Raw genomic sequence first — 16,501 nt, forward strand, 5'->3', positions numbered from 1 at the left:
CGCCGCATGGCATTGTTGGTCGGGTGAACGACACCCGGCGACGGCTCGCGCAGGCCAGGCTCTACCTCTGCACCGACGGCAGGAGGGACCGCGGCGACCTGGAGGACTTCCTCGACGCGGTCCTGGCCGGCGGCGTGGACATCGTCCAGTTGCGGGAGAAGGGCCTGGAGGCCCGCGAGGAGCTGGACCTGCTGGAGGTGTTCCGCGCGGCCTGCGACCGGCACGGCGCGCTGCTGGCGGTGAACGACCGGGCGGACGTCGCGTACGCCGCCCGGCCGGACATCCTGCACCTCGGCCAGGACGACCTCCCGGTCTCCGTGGCCCGGGAGATCCTGGGTCCCGGCGTGCTCGTCGGCAGGTCGACCCACTCGGCGGCCGAGGCGTCGGCCGCCGCGACGGAACCGGGCGTGGACTACTTCTGCTGCGGGCCGGTGTGGCCCACGCCGACCAAGCCGGGCCGCCCGGCGCCCGGTCCCGCGTTGCTGGAGCACGCGGCGGGCCTGGGCTCCGACCGGCCGTGGTTCGGCATCGGCGGCATCGGCCCGGAGAACCTCGACGAGGTGATGGCGCACGGCGTGCGCCGTGTGGTGGTCGTCAGGGCCGTCACCGAGGCAGAGGACCCCGGTGCCGCCGCCTCGGCTCTCAAGGCGCGCCTGTCGGCCGTCCCGCTGTGAGCCGGCCCGCCGCCTGAACGGCGACGCGGGCCGGGCTCGGAGCCGGGCCCCGGGCGCGCGGAATCGCCCGGCACGGCGACTCGGGTGCCGGCGATCCCGGGCAGGGGCGTCGTCAGGTGCGGCGGGAGGTGGCGGCGACGGCCAGGGCGGCCAGCGCGGCGCGGGCGTCCTCCTCGATCGGCGCCTGTTCGAGGGCGTGCAGCGCCTCGTCCAGATAACGCTTGATCATGTCTTCGCAGTCCGTCAGCGCGCCGGTCTCCTCGATCACCGTGCGCAGCCGCGCGACCCCGTCGGCGTCGAGCCCGGGGTCGCCGAGCAGGGTCCGTACGACGTCCTGCTGGGCGGGGGTGGCCCCGGCGAGGGCCCGCGCGATGAGCACGGTCCGCTTGCCCTCGCGCAGGTCGTCCCCGGCGGGCTTGCCGGTCTCTGCCGGGTCGCCGAACACGCCGAGGATGTCGTCGCGGAGCTGGAAGGCGATGCCCACCCGCTGGCCGTACTGCACGCACAGGCGGTCGATCCAGGAGTGCCGGGCCTGGGCGGCGAGGACCAGCCCGAGCCGCAGCGGCTGCTCGACGGAATATTTACCGCTCTTGTAAAGGGCCACCCGCAGGGCGCTGTCGAAGGTGCTCTCGCCCTGCGCCTGCTCCAGCAGGTCGAGGTACTGCCCGCACATCAGCTCGGTGAGCATGTAGTCGTGCAGGGGCTGGGCGGCGGCCATCGCCCGGGGGTCCAGGCCGCTGCCGCGCCACATCTCGCCGGACCACACCAGCAGCAGGTTGCCCAGCAGCACGGCCGAGCCCTCGCCGAACTGCCGCGCCGACCCGTGCCAGCCCGCGTCCGCGTGCAGGCGTTCGAAGCGCCGGTGCGCCGAGGGCATGCCGCGGCGTACGTCGCTCGCGTCCATGACGTCGTCGTGGATCAGCGCGCTGGCCTGGAGCAGCTCCAGTGACGCGGCGGCGAAGTGCAGTCCCGGCTCGTCGCCGCCCCCGGCGGCGCGCCACCCCCAGTGGCAGAAGGCGGGACGCAGCCGCTTGCCACCGGCGAGGAAGTCCTCCGCGGCGGACAGCAGGACGGCCAGATGCGGGTCCTCGAAGTGTGGGCGCTGCCGGTCGAGGAACTCCCGGAGAACGCGGTCCACCTCCGTACGGATGTGGTCGAGCGAGGCGGCGGAAGTGGTCATGCTCAGAGAGTAACCGGGCCAGATCCCGACATCACAGCGCAGATCCCCTCTAAATTGGTCAGCTCGCGCTGTTAGGGCAAAACGTCCGGGTGACCAGTACATGCGGCCGGTCCACATGGCAAGACCGCGAGGCCGGGGACCGGCCCGCGCTGTAATCTTTCCCGTATGGCTCTCGGTCTGCCCTCGCGGCTTCCCGATCGCGTCCCGACGGTCCGCGAACTGCTGGCCGCGGGCGAGCGCTCGTTCTCGTTCGAGTTCTTCCCGCCGAAGACCGACGAGGGGGAGCGCCAGCTGTGGCGCGCGATCCGCGAACTGGAGGCGCTGCGGCCGACGTTCGTCTCCGTCACCTACGGCGCCGGCGGCTCGACCCGCGACCGCACCGTGGACATCGTCGAGCGGCTGGCCCACGAGACGACGCTCACGCCCGTCGCCCACTTCACCGCCGTCGACCACTCGATCCGTGAGCTGCGCCACCTCGTCGGCCGGTTCGCCGACGCCGGGGTGCGCAACATCCTCGCCGTACGCGGCGACCCGCGCGGCGGCGACCCGATGGACGAATGGGTCAGGCACCCCGAGGGCGTCCTGTACGCCGAGGACCTGGTGCGGCTGATCCGCCAGGCGGGCGACTTCTGCGTGGGCGTGGCGGCCTTCCCGTACAAGCACCCGAGGTCGGCCACGGTCGAGTCGGACACGAGATACTTCGTGCAGAAGTGCCGGGCCGGCGCCGACTACGCGATCACCCAGATGTTCTTCCGCGCGGAGGACTACCTGCGGCTGCGCGACCGCGTGGCGGCGCAGGGGTGCGACACGCCGATCATCCCGGGCGTCATGCCCGTGACGCAGATGAGCACGATCGCCCGGTCCGAGCAGCTGTCCGGCGCGCCGTTCCCGCCGGAGGTGGCCGAGCGGTTCGCGGCCGTCGCCGACGATCCGGTGGCGGTCCGCCGCCTGGGCATCGAGCACGCCGCCGAGATGTGCCGGACGCTCCTCGACGAGGGCGCCCCCGGCATCCACTTCATCACCTTCAACCGGTCGAGCGCGACCCGCGAGGTGTTCCAGGCGCTGCACGGCGTGCCCGCCGTCGCCGGCTGACCCGCCTGCCCGTGTATCAGTCCTTCGCGAGCGGCGCGGGGCCGGGCAACGGCAGCCGCACCCCCGCGATGACGTACTCCTCGTAGCCGCCCGGGAAGACGAACCGGGTCATCAGGTCGGCGAAGCCCACGTCGCGGTAGAGATGGCGGGCCACCGTGGGGGCGTCGTGCGTGGACAGCACGGCGGTGCGCTCCGGGCGGCCCTCGCACAGCGCGTGGATCATGCGCCGCCCGACGCCCTTGCCCTGGTACCCGGGGCGTACGTGGATCTCGGCGATCTCCAGGGCGTCGCCGAACCACTCGTCGGCCACCACCGGCCCCGCCCGGTCCTGCAGGCCGCCGCGGACGACGTCGTGCCACCACTGGCCGGGGCCGCCGTGGAAGCCGTACGCGAAGCCGGCGATGCCGGGGCCCTGCGGGTCCTCGGCGAGGACGCAGGCGAAGTCGGGATAACCGGCGTGGTTGCGCATGATCGCCATGCGGCCCGCGAGCTGGTCCGACGGCGGCCGCATGGCGTCCGTGTAGATCTCCAGCACGGTGTCCAGCACCGCCCTGAACGTGTCGGGCCCCACCCGGCGCAGTCGGATCACGCGTCGCACACTAGCAAAGCGCCGCCAGGCCGGTCGCGGACGTCATTCGACCTCGGCGGGGGTGCCCCCGGTGATCCGTACGAGCTCGTCGAAGGAGGTCGGGAAGACCGAGTGCGGATGCCCGGCGGCGGCCCACACGACCTCGTGCTTGCCCAGCCAGGTGTCCACGAGCGTCCGCACGGGCGCCGGATGCCCGACCGGGGCCACGCCGCCGATGGGCTGCCCGGTGTGATCCCGGACGAACTCCGGCGTCGCCCTGCGCACCTTCGCCGCTCCGGCGAGCCGCGCGATCAGGTCGGTGTTCACGCGATGGGCGCCGCTGGTCAGCACCAGCAGCGGCGCGCCGTCCGCGTCGAAGATCAGGCTGTTGGCGATCGCGCCGATCTCGCAGCCGAGCTGGGCCGCCGCCGTGGCGGCCGTCGGCGCGGCGTCGTCCAGCACGACGACCTCACCGGTCACCTGCCGCTCCCGCAGGGCCTGCTCGACTCGGGCGACGTTCGGATGCAACTTTTCCGGCACCCGGCCACTCTAAACGGATTGCCAGGACAGACGCGGCCGATTATCGCCACTTGTGATCACACGGCTCGCAATCGGACCGTAAGGTGAGTCCTTTGTTAGAAATCAGGCTTATGAGGGGTTGGTCATGATGAGAGGTCGACGGCGACCGGCCGCGGCCATGCTCGTCGCGATGGGGGCCGTGGCGTTCGCGACGGCCGGGGTCGCCGGCCCGGCGCGGGCCGGCGCAGCCGTTCCGGCGGGAGCCGTGACGTACGCGACGGCCGGCCTCGCCGGCGCGGCGCCGGTGTCCGGCGCGCGGACGGTCGCGACGCGGGTGGCCGGAGCGCGGGGAGCCCTGCCGGGACGGGCCGGATACCCGCCGTTCGAGGCGCCGGGCAAGACGCTCAGGCTCGGGGCGAAGGGCGCCGCCGTGAAGGCGCTGCAGGCCCGCCTCAAGGAGCTCGGCTACGTGCCCGGCAGCGCCGACGGCCGGTACGGCGGGGCCACGCTGACGGCGGTCTGGGCGTTCCAGAAGGTGCAGGGGATCAAGCCGACCAGCACGGTCGCCGCCCGCACCTGGAGGGCGCTGGAGAACCCCCGCGCGCCCCGGGTCCTCGTGCCCCGCGGCAAGGCCACCCGGGTCGAGGTGGACCTGACCAAACAGGTGATGGTTCTGTATCGTTCCGGCGTCCCGGTGCTGATCAGTCACATCTCCAGCGGCAGCGGTATTCCCTACACCGAGTACGCCGTGTGGAACGGCAAGAGGCAGGTCTTCTCCGGCAGCGCCCGCACGCCGACCGGCGACTACAAGACCACGTGGCGGGCCAGGGGCTGGCACCGGTCCTACCTGGGGCAGCTCTACAACCCGATCTTCTTCAACGGCGGGATCGCCCTTCACGGCGCGCTGTCGGTGCCGCTCTATCCGGCGTCGCACGGCTGTGTACGGCTGCCGATGAACGTCGCCGGGATCCTTCCGGGCATGCTCGGCAAGGGAGTTCCCGTGCACGTCAGAGGTGCTTTCCGGCGATAGCCGGCGGATCGGAGGGCCCCGCGCGAGGTGTTCGCGCGGGGCCCTTCGTCGTACGGGCCCCCGCCAGTCCTCGAACCCTTGTTCGTTGACATCCTTGACAGCGGGCATGGTCGAATCTATGTTCGATGGAGTGGGCGCGGGACTCGCGGCCTGCGCCCACACCGTCGGATCCGTGCCTACGTCGTCGGCGGAGACGGATGCGGCACGGCCCGCGGCGTGGGCCGGACGGGGAGAGGGGAAGCTCCTCGTCCGGCCGCCCACGGGAGCGTGAGAAAGCCGCGTGATCCCGGTGGTGCCCGGGATTACGCGGCAGATCGAAATTGTCGGTGCTGTCTGCGACTGTGAAGTCACCGGCGGCCTTCGCCGGATGCCACGACTCAAGGAGGCGGGCATGACTGAAGAGAACGGCGATCAGCGGACCGGGCCCCGGCTTCCGCAGGCGGTCCTGGCGCGTCTCGCGGACGCCAGGGCGTGCCTCGCCGACGCGACCGTCGGGCCCACGCCCGCGGACCGCTACGTGTCGGCCCATCTCGCGGCGCTGCGCGCGGCCGCCGGGATCCTCGCCGCGCGTCCCCGTCCGATGGACGGACGCAGGCGGCGGCTGCGCAGCGCCTGGGAACTGCTTCCCGAGGTCGAGCCGAAGCTCGCGGACTGGGCGGCCTACTTCGCGATGAGCGCGACCAAGCGAGCGGCGGTCGAGGCCGGAATGGTCCGGGCCGTCACTCAGAACGACGCAGACGAGATCATAGCGGAAGCGGACCGGTTCGTCGGCGAGGTCGAGTCGATCCTCGGCCTGCCCGGCCGCCCCACCCTCCCCATGGCCGGCTGACGGCGCTGCAAGGGCGGGAGGCCGGCGCGCGAGCGGCCCGGCTCCGCCTGCCCGCTCCGTCGAGTTCGTCAGCCACACAGGACGGCCTGGCCACGCGACGCGCCCGCGAGAAGGCGGTCCGCACGGGCCGGGGCCCCCGCCCAGGGGCCGCGAACGGCCGGGTGCGGCCTCAGACGGGATCGCGCTCCAGAGGGCAGCTCATGCAGCGGGGCCCGCCGCGTCCGCGGCCGAGCTCGCTGCCCCGGATCGGGATGACCTCGATGCCGTGCCTGCGCAGGTAGTTGTTGGTCGTGGTGTTGCGCTCGTAGGCGACGACCACTCCCGGCTCAAGGGCCAGCACGTTGCAGCCGTCGTCCCACTGCTCGCGCTCGGCCGCGTGCACGTCCTGCGTCGGCGTGAGGACCTTGATGTCGTCCAGGCCGAGGGCCCGCGCGATCGCCCGGTGCATGTCCTCGGGCGGATGGTCGGTGACCTTCAGCTCCTTGTCGGTGTCGCCCGGCTCCACCGTGTACGACGGCAGCATGCCGAGCCCGGCGTACTTGGTGAACACCCCCACGTCGACGTTGGTCATCACGGTGTCGAGGTGCATGAACGCGCGGGTCTTGGGGAGGTCGAGCGCCACGATGCGGGTCGCCGCGCCCGCCCGGAAGAGCTTCGTCGCCAGCATCTCGACCGCCTGCGGCTGGGTGCGCTCGCTCATCCCGACGAGCACGACGCCGTCGCCGAGCACCAGCACGTCACCGCCCTCGATGGTGGCGGGGGCCATGCGGGTGCCGTCGTACCAGACGTCGAACCCCCCGCCGGACGGGTCGCCGTAGCCCGCGGCGAACATCGGGTGCCACCGGTAGACCGCCTCGAAGTTGAGGGTCTCGCGCCTGCGCGCCTTCTTGCGCATCGCGTTGATGGACACCCCGCCGTACACCCAGCAGGAGGTGTCGCGGGCGAACAGGTGGTTGGGCAGCGGCGGGAGGACGAAGTCGTCCATGCCGAGCGCGTGGAAGACGACGGACCCCGGGTCGCAGCCCAGTTCCATGATCTCGCGCTTGGTGATCCCGCCGGTCAGGTACGGCGCGAGCGCGGCTCCGTCGAGGGCGTCCAGCGTGTTGCGGATCGCGTCGGCGGCCAGCGGGCCGAACCAGTGCTCGTCGACGCTGCCGTCGAGGATGTGCTTGCGCGCGTCGGGCACCTCGATCGCCTCCCGCAGGAGGTCGCCGAGGTGGTGCACCGTGACGCCGCGCGCCGTGAGCACCTCGCACCACTCCCGGTGCTCCTCCAGCGCGCGGTGCACCCAGAGCACGTCGTCGAAGAGCAGGCCGTCCTTGTTGCCGGGGGTGAGCCGCTTGAGCGCCAGTTCGGGGATGTCGACCAGGACCTGGCGGAGCCTGCCCACCTCCGAGCCCACGAAAAAAGTCATGTCCTGCCTATCCCCCTATGACAGGAATCACTCGTGACGCGGCTCCCCGGCGTGCGGAGGCCGATGGGGGGCCGCCGCGGCGGCCCGGTGGTCGGAGGGAACGGCCGGGAGGAGTGGTCAGAAGGACTCGACGGCGCGGCGGGCCTCGGCGTCGAGCACGCCCCAGTTGATGAACTCCTCGGTCAGCTCGACGGGTGACTTGTCGTAGATGACCGCCAGCGAGCGCAGGTCCTCCTGCCGGATGGACAGCACCTTGCCGTTGTAGTCACCACGCTGGCTCTGGATCGTGGCCGCGTAGCGGGCCAGCGGACCGGCCTTGTCCTTCGGCAGCTGCGACAGCCGCTCCAGGTCGATGACCAGCTTGGGAGCCGGGGCGAGCGGGCTGGGAGCGGCCCCGCCCGGCAGCAACTCGGAGACCGGCACCCCGTAGAAGTCCGCGAGTTCGGCGAGCTTCTGCACGGTCACCGCGCGGTCGCCTCGCTCATAGGAGCCCACGACGACGGCCTTCCACCGGCCACGGGACTTCTCCTCGACACCGTGCAGGGACAGCCCCTGCTGGGTCCGGATGGCGCGCAGGCGCGCGCCCAGCGACTTGGCGTAGTCAGACGGCATCGTGTGGCCCCCGGCTTTCTATGTCTCTTCTCACTTGATTGTGCGTCCTTGTCCCAAGCGTTCCGAACACCGGGGCTGGCACCGGCCCCGGCACCTTCGGTGACCGCTGCGTCGGGTTTTACCCAGGAAGGTCGCGTGTTGTGGTTACGGACAGTGACGGTAAAGCCGACACTCCCAAAGGTCAAGCTGATTGGAAAAAAGAGCGCCAAACAGTGCTCTCACCGAAATCCCCGACACCCGATGTGATGCGGCTTCCGATCCCCCGGGGACCCGGGGCGTACGCCGCCTCCCCGGCGCATCACCCCTGGCGGGAGGGGGGATGGCGGAGGGCCCTGATACTCTAAGCAGACCTGACACCCTTTTAAGACCCGTCCCGTGAGGCGGGAAAGGTGGTGACTTTTTCATGTCCGATGTCCAAAATCAGGCCCGTGCCGTCCTGGAGGGGCCCGACATCCACCGGGCGCTCACGCGGATCGCGCACGAGATCCTGGAACGGACGAGAGGCGCCGAGAGCGTCGTCCTGCTCGGCATCCCCACCCGCGGCGCCACCCTGGCCCAGCGGATCGCCGGCCGGATCGCGCAGTTCGAGGGGATCAAGGTCCCCGTCGGTGCGATCGACATCACGATGTACCGCGACGACCTGCGCCTGCGTCCGGCGCGCCCGCTCGGCCGCACCGAGCTGCCCCCGGACGGCGTGGACGGCAGGACCGTCGTCCTCGTGGACGACGTGCTCTTCTCCGGGCGTACGGTACGTGCCGCGCTCGACGCGCTGAACGACGTGGGCAGGCCCCGGGCGGTCCAGCTCGCCACGCTGGTGGACCGCGGCCACCGGGAGCTGCCGATCCGCGCCGACTACGTCGGCAAGAACCTGCCGACCTCCAAGAGCGAGAAGGTCAAGGTCTTCCTGGAGGAGACGGACGGGCGCGACGCGGTCGTGCTCATCAAGGGGGACGACCGATGAAGCCGCACCTGCTCTCGACCGGCGACCTCACCCGCGACGACGCCCTCCTCATCCTCGACACGGCGGAGGAGCTCGCCCGGGTCTCGCAGCGGTCGATCAAGAAGCTGCCCACGCTGCGCGGCCGGACGGTGGTGAACCTCTTCTTCGAGGACTCCACCCGGACCCGCATCTCCTTCGAGGCCGCGGCCAAGCGCCTGTCGGCCGATGTGATCAATTTCTCAGCCAAGGGGTCGAGCGTGTCCAAGGGCGAGTCGCTGAAGGACACCGCGCTCACCCTGGAGGCCATGGGCGCCGACGCCGTGGTGATCCGGCACAGCGCCTCGGGCGCGCCGCACCGCCTGGCCAACTGGGTGCGCGGCAGCGTGGTGAACGCCGGCGACGGCACCCACGAGCACCCGACGCAGGCGCTGCTCGACGCGTTCAGCATCCGCCGCAGGCTCGGCCGGCTCGACGGTCTGAAGATCTCGATCGTCGGCGACGTGCTGCACAGCCGGGTGGCCCGGTCGAACGTGCTGCTGCTGCACACGCTCGGCGCGGACGTCACGCTCGTCGCGCCGCCCACCCTGCTGCCGGTGGCGGTGGAGAGCTGGCCCTGCCAGGTCTCGTACGACCTCGACGCCGTGCTGCCGAAGTCGGACGTCGTGATGATGCTGCGGGTCCAGCTCGAACGGATGAACGCGGCCTACTTCCCCTCGGCGCGGGAGTACAGCCGCCGCTACGGCCTCGACCGCGACCGCTTCGCCCGCCTGCACGACGACGCGATCGTCATGCACCCCGGGCCGATGAACCGCGGCATGGAGATCTCCGCGGAGGTCGCCGACTCGCCGCGCTCGACGATCGTCGAGCAGGTCGGCAACGGCGTCACGGTCCGGATGGCCGTCCTCTATCTGCTGCTCGGCGGTTCCGAGCCCGCCATCGGAGGCGCCGAATGAACGCGTACGACCTTCACGAGGGAGCTGTGACCACCATCCTCATCAGGGGCGCCCGCATCCTGGGCGGCGCTCCGCGCGACATCCTGCTGCGCGACGGCGTCGTGGCCGAGATCGGCGACCTCGCGGGCGCCGAGGCCGGCCAGACGATCGACGCCGCCGGGCTGGTCGCCCTGCCCGGCCTCGTCGACCTGCACACCCATCTGCGCGAGCCGGGCCGGGAGGACGCCGAGACCGTCGAGACCGGCACCCAGGCCGCGGCGCGCGGCGGCTACACCGCCGTCCACGCGATGGCCAACACCTCCCCGGTGGCCGACACCGCCGGGGTGGTCGAGCAGGTCTGGCGGCTCGGCCAGGAGTCCGGCCACTGCGACGTCCAGCCCGTCGGCGCGGTGACCTCCGGCCTGGAGGGCCGCCAGCTCGCCGAACTCGGCGCGATGGCCGACTCCGCGGCCCGCGTCCGGGTCTTCTCCGACGACGGGAAGTGCGTCTCGGACGCGGTCCTGATGCGCCGGGCGCTGGAGTACGTCAAGGCGTTCGACGGCGTGGTCGCCCAGCACGCCCAGGAGCCCCGGCTCACCGAGGGCGCCCAGCTCAACGAGGGCGAGGTGTCGGCCCGGCTCGGCCTGACCGGCTGGCCGGCCGTCGCCGAGGAGGCGATCATCGCCCGCGACTGCCTGCTCGCCGCGCACGTCGGCTCCCGGCTGCACGTCTGCCACGTCTCCACCGCGGGCTCCGTCGAGATCATCCGGTGGGCCAAGTCGAAGGGCTGGGACGTGACCGCCGAGGTCACCCCGCACCACCTGCTGCTGACCGACTCCTGCGCGGAGACCTCGCCGCTCGGGCCGTACAACCCGATCTACAAGGTGAACCCGCCGCTGCGCACCGCCGAGGACGTGCGCGCGCTGCGCGAGGCCCTCGCCGACGGCACGATCGACTGCGTCGCCACCGACCACGCCCCCCACCCGGTCGAGGACAAGGAGACCGAGTGGGCCGCGGCGGCGATGGGCATGATCGGCCTGGAGACCGCCCTGCCGGTGGTCCAGGAGGCCATGGTCGAGACCGGGCTGCTCGACTGGGCCGGCGTCGCCGACCGCATGTCCGCGCGGCCGGCCAGGATCGGCCGCCTCTCCGGGCACGGCCGGCCCATCGAGCCCGGCGCGCCCGCCAACGTCACCCTGTACGACCCGTCGGTCCGGCGGCCCGTCGACCCCACCGCGATGGCGTCGAAGAGCCGGAACACCCCGTACGAGGGGATGACCCTGCCCGGCCGCGTGGTCGCCACGTTCCTGCGCGGCCGCCCCACCGTTCTCGAAGGGAAGCTCGTATGACAGCCCTGCTGGTTCTCGAGGACGGACGCGTCTTCGAGGGAACGCCGTACGGCGCCGTGGGCGAGACGTTCGGCGAGATGGTCTTCAACACCGGCATGACCGGCTACCAGGAGACCCTCACCGACCCCTCCTACCACCGCCAGATCGTGGCGATGACCGCCCCCCACATCGGCAACACCGGCGTGAACGACGAGGACCCCGAGTCCCGCCGCGTCTGGGTCGCGGGCTACGTGGTGCGCGAGCCGTCGCGGATCCCGTCGAACTGGCGCTCCCGCCGGACGCTCGACGACTACCTGCGCGAGCAGGGCGTCGTCGGCATCGCCATGTCCGGCACCCGGGCCCTCACCCGCCACCTGCGCGAGCGCGGCGCGATGCGCGCCGGCGTCTTCAGCGAGGGCGGCGACGTCGCCGAGCTGGTCGAGCGTGTGCGGCGCTCGCCCGGCATGGAGGGCGCCGACCTCGCCCGCGAGGTCAGCACGCCCGAGCCGTACGTCGTGCCGGCGCGCGGGCGCAAGCGCTTCACCGTCGCCGCGGTCGACCTCGGCATCAAGGCGATGACCCCGGAGCGGATGGCCGAGCGGGGCTGCGAGGTGCACGTGCTGCCCGCCACCGCCGGCGCCGCCGACATCCTCGCCCTCGGCCCCGACGGCGTCTTCTTCTCCAACGGCCCCGGCGACCCCGCCGCGGCCGGGTACGCGGTCGAGTCGCTGCGCGAGGTGCTGGACGCGAGCGTGCCGTTCTTCGGCATCTGCTTCGGCAACCAGATCCTCGGCCGGGCGCTCGGCCTCGGCACCTACAAGCTGCGGTACGGCCACCGCGGCGTGAACCAGCCGGTGCAGGACCGCAGGACCGGCAAGGTCGAGATCTCCGCGCACAACCACGGCTTCGCCGTGCAGGCGCCGCTCGACGGGCCCTTCGAGACGCCGTACGGCGCGGCCGAGGTCAGCCACGTCAACCTCAATGACGACTGCGTGGAGGGGCTGCGCCTGCTGGACCGTCCCGCGTTCAGCGTCCAGTACCACCCCGAGGCGGCGGCCGGCCCGCACGACGCGGCCTACCTGTTCGACGAGTTCTGCCAGCTGATGGAGCGCAGGAGGGAGCGAGGGAGCGGCGCGCAGCGTGTCTCCCCACCTGCGAGTGAACGACCGGGCGCGACCGAGAACGCGGAGAAGAAGGGGGCCAAGGGTGCCTAAGCGTACGGACATCAGGTCCGTCATGGTGATCGGCTCCGGCCCGATCGTCATCGGACAGGCGTGCGAGTTCGACTACTCCGGCACCCAGGCCTGCCGGGTCCTGCGCAGCGAGGGCTTCCGGGTCGTCCTGGTCAACAGCAACCCGGCCACGATCATGACGGACCCCGAGTTCGCCGACGCCACCTACGTCGAGCCGATCACGCCGGACATCGTCGAGAAGATCATCGCCAAGGAGCGGCCCGATGCGCTGCTGCCCACGCTGGGCGGCCAGACGGCGCTGAACACGGCGGTGGCGCTGCACGAGGCGGGAGTCCTCGGCAAGTACGGCGTCGAGCTGATCGGCGCCGACATCGACGCCATCCAGGCGGGGGAGAACCGCGAGCGGTTCAAGGAGATCGTCGCGAAGGTGGCCGCCGAGCACGGCCTCAACGCCGAGTCGGCGCGCAGCGCGATCTGCCACACGATGGACGAGTGCCTGCGCGCGGCGGACGAGCTGGGCTACCCGGTCGTCGTCCGCCCGAGCTTCACGATGGGCGGCGCCGGGTCCGGCTTCGCGCACGACGAGGAGGAGCTGCGCCGCATCGCGGGCGCCGGCCTCGACGCGTCCCCGACCACCGAGGTGCTCCTGGAGGAGTCGATCCTCGGCTGGAAGGAGTACGAGCTGGAGGTCATGCGCGACCGCAACGACAACGTGGTCATCGTGTGCTCCATCGAGAACATCGACCCGATGGGCGTCCACACCGGCGACAGCGTGACCGTGGCGCCCGCGCTGACGCTGACCGACCGCGAGTACCAGAACATGCGCGACGTCGCGATCGCGGTCATCCGTGAGGTCGGCGTCGACACCGGCGGCTGCAACATCCAGTTCGCGGTCGACCCGGCGACCGGCCGGATGATCGTCATCGAGATGAACCCGCGCGTGTCGCGGTCGTCGGCGCTGGCGTCGAAGGCCACCGGCTTCCCGATCGCCAAGATCGCCGCCAAGCTGGCGATCGGCTACACCCTCGACGAGATCCCCAACGACATCACCAAGGAGACCCCGGCGTCGTTCGAGCCGTCGCTCGACTACATCGTGGTCAAGGTGCCGAGGTTCGCGTTCGAGAAGTTCGCCGGGGCCGACGAGACGCTGACCACTCACATGAAGTCGGTCGGCGAGGCGATGGCGATCGGCCGTTCGTTCCCCGAGGCGCTGCAGAAGGCGCTGCGGTCGATGGAGAAGAAGGGGTCGTCGTTCACCTGGGCGGGCGAGCCCGGCGACCTGGACGCGCTCCTGGAGGCCTGCCGCAGCCCCCACGACGGGCGGCTGCGCACGATGCAGCAGGCGATCAGGGCGGGCGCCACCCCCGAGCAGGTCCACGAGGCCACCTCGGTCGACCCGTGGTTCGTCGACCAGCTCTTCGCGATCGACGAGGTCGCCCGGTCGATCACCGCGCTCGACCGGCCCACCCTGGACACGGCCAAGCGGCACGGCTTCAGCGACGCGCAGATCGCCGAGATCCTCGGCGTGGCCGAGGCCGAGGTGCGCTCCACCCGGCACGAGCTGGGCCTGCGGCCCGTCTACAACACCGTGGACACCTGCGCCGCCGAGTTCGCCGCGCGCACGCCCTACCTCTACTCCACGTACGACGAGGAGACCGAGGTGCCGGTGGGGGACCGGCCCAAGGTGATCATCCTGGGCAGCGGGCCCAACCGCATCGGCCAGGGCATCGAGTTCGACTACGCCTGCGTCCACGCGTCGTTCGAGCTGGCCAAGGCTGGCTACGAGACCGTCATGGTCAACTGCAACCCCGAGACCGTCTCGACCGACTACGACACCTCCGACCGGCTCTACTTCGAGCCGCTCACGCTGGAGGACGTGCTGGAGGTCGTGCACGCCGAGCGGGAGACCGGGCCGGTCGCGGGAGTGATCGTCCAGCTCGGCGGCCAGACGCCGCTGGGCCTCGCGCAGGCGCTCAAGGACGCCGGGGTGCCGGTGGTCGGCACCTCGCCGGAGTCGATCCACCTCGCCGAGGACCGCGGGGCGTTCGGCCGGGTCCTGTCCGAGGCCGGGCTGACCGCGCCCAAGCACGGCACCGCGACGACCGTGGACGAGGCGAAGGCGGTCGCCGAGGAGATCGGCTACCCCGTGCTCGTACGGCCGTCGTACGTCCTCGGCGGGGCCGGGATGGCCATCGTGTACGACGAGGACACGCTCGCGACCTACATGGCCAGGGCGGCCTCGGAGCACCCGGTGCTGATCGACCGGTTCCTCGACGACGCCATCGAGATCGACGTGGACGCGCTGTTCGACGGCGAGGAGCTCTACCTCGGCGGCGTCATGGAGCACATCGAGGAGGCCGGCATCCACTCCGGCGACTCGGCCTGCGCGCTGCCCCCGATCACGCTGGGCGGCTACGACGTCAAGCGCATCCGCGCCGCCACCGAGGCCATCGCCCGCGGCGTCGGCGTGCGCGGCCTGCTGAACGTCCAGTACGCGCTGGCCGCGAACGTGCTGTACGTCCTGGAGGCCAACCCCAGGGCCAGCCGTACGGTGCCGTTCGTGTCCAAGGCGACGGCGGTGCCGCTGGCCAAGGCCGCGGCCCGGCTGACGATGGGCGCCACGATCGCCGAGCTGCGCGCCGAGGGCATGCTGCCGGAGGGCTACGACGGCGGCACGCTGCCGCTGGACGCGCCGGTCGCGGTGAAGGAGGCGGTGCTGCCGTTCAACCGGTTCCGCGGCGTCGACACCGTCCTCGGGCCGGAGATGCGCTCGACCGGCGAGGTCATGGGCATCGACGAGTTCTTCGGCACGGCCTACGCCAAGTCGCAGTCGGCCGCGTACGGCGCGCTGCCCACCAAGGGCCGGGCGTTCGTCTCGGTGGCGAACAAGGACAAGCGGGCCGCGATCTTCCCGGTGAAGGCGCTGGCGGACCTCGGGTTCGAGATCCTCGCCACGGAGGGCACCGCGGAGGTGCTGCGCCGCAACGGCGTCCGTGCCAGGATCGTGCGCAAGCACAGCGAGGGGACGGGCCCCGGCGGCGAGCCGACGATCGTGCGCCGCATCCTCGACGGGGAGGTGGACCTCATCGTGAACACCCCGTTCGGCAGCCCCGGCCAGTCCGGGCCGCGCCTGGACGGCTACGAGATCCGCACCGCCGCCGTCAACCGCGGCATCGCCTGCATCACCACCGTCCAGGGCCTGGCCGCCGCGGTCCAGGGCATCCAGCAACTCGTCCGGGGCGACATCGACGTGCGTTCCCTCCAGGAACACGCCAGGAGGCTGCGAGACTGAGCGAGCCGCGATAGCAGGGAGGACTTAGTGGCCGGGAGTCCGGTTCAGGTCACGGGAACGGTGCTGACGACGCGCCGGGTGGACGCCTACCATGCGCTCACCGTCGTCGCCCCAGGCATCGCCGACCGGTTCCGGCCCGGCCACTTCGTCACGGTCGCCGTGGGCGGCCGGAACACCTCGATGCTCACCCGGCGGGCCTTCACCGTCCACGACGTGAAGCCGGACTACGGTGGCACGGTGGAGCTCGTCTTCGGCGTGCGCGGCGCTGGGACGGCCTGGCTCGCCGACCTCAGGGTGCGCGACACGCTCGACCTGGTCGGCCCGCTGGGCCGGCCCTTCCCGCTGCCCCGCGACCCCTGCACCTGTGTGCTGGTGGGCGACGAGCACGGCGCGGCGGCGCTGTTCGCGCTGGGCGACGCGCTGCAGCAGCGGGGCTGCCGGGTCGACTTCGTGCTCGGGGCGCCGTCGGCCGACCGGGTCTTCGGCGCGCTGCGGGCCCGCCGGATGGGCGAGACGACCACGCTGACCACCGAGGACGGCTCGCTCGGCATGCGCGGCCGGGTGACCGACGTGCTGCCCGGGGTCATCGCCGACGCGCGGGCCGACGTCGTCTACGCCTGCGGTCCCATGGAGACGCTGCGCGGCGTCACCGCGGTCGCGGCCGAGTTCGGCATCCCGGTGCAGGTCGCCGTGGAGGAGCGGATGGCGTGCGGCATCGGCGTCTGCATGACGTGCGTGGTGCCGGTCATCGGCGACGACGGAGTGACCCGGATGGTCCGCGCCTGCGCCGACGGGCCGGTGTTCCGGGGCGAGCGCGTGCGGTTCGACGACGTCGGAACGATCCCGTTCGACGCGCTCGGCGCGCCAGGCGGACGGCATGCCTGAGCCGAGGCGGGGG

General features: G+C 72.0%; 15 protein-coding genes. 10 read left to right on the top strand and 5 right to left on the bottom strand.

What is annotated here, in order from left to right:
• Window positions 1-23: 23 nt before the first annotated feature.
• The gene (gene thiE / locus HHX37_RS32465; RefSeq protein ID WP_244302388.1) at window positions 24-674 is read left to right on the top strand and encodes a thiamine phosphate synthase; all 651 of its coding nucleotides are present in this window, start codon (window positions 24-26) and stop codon (window positions 672-674) included.
• Window positions 675-786: 112 nt separating this feature from the next.
• Here the strand turns inward: thiE and HHX37_RS32470 are convergent, their stop codons facing one another.
• Window positions 787-1,854 (bottom strand): polyprenyl synthetase family protein, encoded by a 1,068-nt coding sequence (locus tag HHX37_RS32470; protein WP_182879103.1) that lies wholly within the window; start codon window positions 1,852-1,854, stop codon window positions 787-789.
• Window positions 1,855-2,019: 165 nt separating this feature from the next.
• Here HHX37_RS32470 and metF point away from each other — a divergent pair, with 165 nt between their 5' ends.
• Window positions 2,020-2,946, top strand: a complete 927-nt coding sequence (gene metF / locus HHX37_RS32475; protein WP_138462825.1) for a methylenetetrahydrofolate reductase [NAD(P)H] — start codon at window positions 2,020-2,022, stop codon at window positions 2,944-2,946.
• A 16-nt stretch (window positions 2,947-2,962) separates the two neighbouring features.
• Here the strand turns inward: metF and HHX37_RS32480 are convergent, their stop codons facing one another.
• On the bottom strand, window positions 2,963-3,535 hold the full coding sequence (locus tag HHX37_RS32480; protein WP_182879102.1) for a GNAT family N-acetyltransferase: 573 nt from the start codon (window positions 3,533-3,535) through the stop codon (window positions 2,963-2,965).
• A gap of 42 nt (window positions 3,536-3,577) precedes the next feature.
• Window positions 3,578-4,054: a YbaK/EbsC family protein gene (locus tag HHX37_RS32485; protein WP_182887852.1), complete on the bottom strand. Its 477-nt coding sequence runs from the start codon at window positions 4,052-4,054 to the stop codon at window positions 3,578-3,580.
• 124 nt (window positions 4,055-4,178) lie between these two features.
• On the opposite strand from HHX37_RS32485, the gene HHX37_RS32490 reads away from it, so the two are divergent.
• Together HHX37_RS32490 and HHX37_RS32495 are read left to right on the top strand one after the other, a co-directional pair.
• Window positions 4,179-5,063, top strand: coding sequence for a L,D-transpeptidase family protein (locus HHX37_RS32490; RefSeq protein WP_259403194.1), 885 nt, complete (start codon window positions 4,179-4,181; stop codon window positions 5,061-5,063).
• Window positions 5,064-5,454: 391 nt separating this feature from the next.
• Window positions 5,455-5,892 (top strand): SAV_6107 family HEPN domain-containing protein, encoded by a 438-nt coding sequence (locus HHX37_RS32495; protein WP_117408560.1) that lies wholly within the window; start codon window positions 5,455-5,457, stop codon window positions 5,890-5,892.
• A 169-nt stretch (window positions 5,893-6,061) separates the two neighbouring features.
• Here HHX37_RS32495 and HHX37_RS32500 read toward each other — a convergent pair whose 3' ends face one another.
• Window positions 6,062-7,306 (bottom strand): arginine deiminase, encoded by a 1,245-nt coding sequence (locus HHX37_RS32500; RefSeq protein ID WP_182887853.1) that lies wholly within the window; start codon window positions 7,304-7,306, stop codon window positions 6,062-6,064.
• A gap of 117 nt (window positions 7,307-7,423) precedes the next feature.
• Window positions 7,424-7,918: a transcriptional regulator gene (locus tag HHX37_RS32505; RefSeq protein WP_117408562.1), complete on the bottom strand. Its 495-nt coding sequence runs from the start codon at window positions 7,916-7,918 to the stop codon at window positions 7,424-7,426.
• A gap of 403 nt (window positions 7,919-8,321) precedes the next feature.
• On the opposite strand from HHX37_RS32505, the gene pyrR reads away from it, so the two are divergent.
• Genes pyrR through HHX37_RS32535 form a run of 6 tightly spaced genes read left to right on the top strand, consistent with a single transcriptional unit; the run spans window position 8,322 to window position 16,488 of the window.
• Window positions 8,322-8,879 (top strand): bifunctional pyr operon transcriptional regulator/uracil phosphoribosyltransferase PyrR, encoded by a 558-nt coding sequence (pyrR, locus tag HHX37_RS32510; RefSeq protein ID WP_117408563.1) that lies wholly within the window; start codon window positions 8,322-8,324, stop codon window positions 8,877-8,879.
• On the top strand, window positions 8,876-9,811 hold the full coding sequence (locus HHX37_RS32515; protein WP_117408564.1) for an aspartate carbamoyltransferase catalytic subunit: 936 nt from the start codon (window positions 8,876-8,878) through the stop codon (window positions 9,809-9,811). Before pyrR ends, HHX37_RS32515 begins: the two co-directional genes overlap by 4 nt.
• Before the next feature lie 26 nt (window positions 9,812-9,837).
• Window positions 9,838-11,139: a dihydroorotase gene (locus tag HHX37_RS32520; protein ID WP_117408565.1), complete on the top strand. Its 1,302-nt coding sequence runs from the start codon at window positions 9,838-9,840 to the stop codon at window positions 11,137-11,139.
• Complete coding sequence (gene carA / locus HHX37_RS32525) at window positions 11,136-12,332, top strand: glutamine-hydrolyzing carbamoyl-phosphate synthase small subunit (RefSeq protein ID WP_182887854.1); 1,197 nt, start codon at window positions 11,136-11,138, stop codon at window positions 12,330-12,332. The genes HHX37_RS32520 and carA overlap by 4 nt, the downstream gene beginning before the upstream one ends.
• Window positions 12,325-15,603: a carbamoyl-phosphate synthase large subunit gene (gene carB / locus HHX37_RS32530; protein WP_117408567.1), complete on the top strand. Its 3,279-nt coding sequence runs from the start codon at window positions 12,325-12,327 to the stop codon at window positions 15,601-15,603. The genes carA and carB overlap by 8 nt, the downstream gene beginning before the upstream one ends.
• A gap of 27 nt (window positions 15,604-15,630) precedes the next feature.
• Entirely contained in the window at window positions 15,631-16,488 is an 858-nt protein-coding gene (locus HHX37_RS32535) for a dihydroorotate dehydrogenase electron transfer subunit (RefSeq protein ID WP_182879099.1), read from the top strand.
• The last annotated feature ends 13 nt before the right edge of the window (window positions 16,489-16,501 follow it).

Origin of the sequence: Microbispora sp. H10885 (assembly GCF_014161415.1) — a bacterium.
Classification (GTDB): domain Bacteria; phylum Actinomycetota; class Actinomycetes; order Streptosporangiales; family Streptosporangiaceae; genus Microbispora; species Microbispora triticiradicis.